Origin of the sequence: Knoellia koreensis (assembly GCF_013041615.1) — a bacterium.
GTDB lineage: Bacteria > Actinomycetota > Actinomycetes > Actinomycetales > Dermatophilaceae > Pedococcus > Pedococcus koreensis.
This window is the reverse complement of the sequence record NZ_JABEPQ010000014.1, coordinates 1-1,499: the sequence shown is the minus strand read 5'-3', so window position 1 is coordinate 1,499 and position 1,499 is coordinate 1. Positions and strand designations below refer to the sequence as shown.

General features: G+C 68.4%; 1 protein-coding gene. It reads left to right on the top strand.

Annotation, left to right across the window (positions count from 1 at the left end):
• Nucleotides 1-140 precede the first annotated feature (140 nt).
• Entirely contained in the window at nt 141-1,490 is a 1,350-nt protein-coding gene (locus HJG52_RS20310; protein ID WP_430413361.1) for an IS30 family transposase, read from the top strand.
• Nucleotides 1,491-1,499: the final 9 nt, after the last annotated feature.

The following is a 1,499-nucleotide window of genomic DNA, read 5'->3' as shown; positions in this document are numbered from 1 at the left end:
GGCGGATTCAACCGGTCGTCGCAACACCTCGACAGTGGAGGTGTGCGACGGTGGCTACGGCGGACTGGAGCAGGAAGACGTGCGATGCGCCTGAGGGAGTGCGGCGGCAGTGGCGTGCTGATCGGGCGTTGCGGCCGGCGATGCGCTCACCCGGGCGACCGGACCCCTCGCGGGTGGTGCAGCGGCAGTTCTGGCGGCTCACCGCCACGGGCATCTCCACTGCGGAGGCGGCTATCGGGGTGGGGGTGTCGGTCCCGGTCGGGATGCGCTGGTTTCGCCACGCTGGCGGGATGCCGCCGATCAGCCTGGCCGAGCCTTCTGGCCGCTACCTTTCGTTCGAGGAGCGTGAGGAGATCGCGCTGCTGAAGGCCCAGGGCAGGGGCGTGCGTGAGATCGCTCGCGAGATCGGCCGCGACCCCGGGACGGTGTCACGCGAGCTGCGGCGCAATGCGGCGACGCGGGGTGGCAAGCCGGTGTACCGGGCGGTGGTGGCGCAATGGAAGGCGCAGCAGGCCGCGAAACGACCGAAGAGCCCGAAGCTGGTCACCAACGAGCGGTTGCGTGAGTACGTCGCCGAACGGCTCGCTGGGGCCGTCCGCCGTCCTGACGGCACGATCGTGTCGGGTCCGACGCCGCCGCCGTGGAAGGGGCTGAACAAGCCCCACCGGGCGGACCGGCGATGGTCGACGGCGTGGAGCCCGGAACAGATCGCGCAGCGGTTGAAGGTCGAGTTCCACGATGATCAGTCCATGCGTATCAGCCACGAGGCGATCTACCAGTCGCTGTTCATCCAGGGCCGTGGCGCGCTCAAGCGTGAGCTGGTCACCTGTCTGCGCACTGGCCGCGCGCTGCGGCAGCCGCGAGCCCGATCCAGGAACAAGGCCCAGGGTCACGTAACCGCGGATGTCGTCCTGAGCGAGCGTCCCGCTGAGGCTGAGGACCGCGCCGTCCCCGGCCACTGGGAGGGCGACCTGATCATCGGCACAGGCCGGTCGGCGATCGGCACACTCGTCGAGCGCAGCAGCCGCGCCACGCTCCTGGTACACCTGCCGCGGATGGAGGGCTGGGGCGAGAAGCCGTACGTGAAGAACGGGCCTGCCCTCGGCGGGTACGGAGCGGTCGCGATGAACACCGCGCTCACAGCGTCGATGACGAAGCTGCCTGAGCAGCTACGCAAGACACTGACCTGGGACCGCGGCAAGGAACTCTCGGGTCACGCACTGTTCGCGATCCAGACCGGCACGAAGGTGTTCTTCGCCGACCCACACTCGCCATGGCAGAGACCCACCAACGAGAACACCAACGGGCTCCTGCGACAGTACTTCCCCAAAGGCACCGACCTGTCCCGCTGGTCTGCCGAAGACCTCGAGGCCGTCGCTCACGCCCTCAACAACCGGCCCCGCAAGATCCTCGCCTGGAAGACACCCGCCGAGGTGTTCGAGGAGCAACTACGCTCACTCAACCAAGCCGGTGTTGCAACGACTGGTTGAACCCGCCCA

What these genes read in the sequence shown, in the direction of transcription:
- HJG52_RS20310 (WP_430413361.1), top strand. Translation starts at nt 141, where the DNA reads ATGCGCTCACCCGGGCGACCGGACCCCTCGCGGGTGGTGCAGCGGCAG.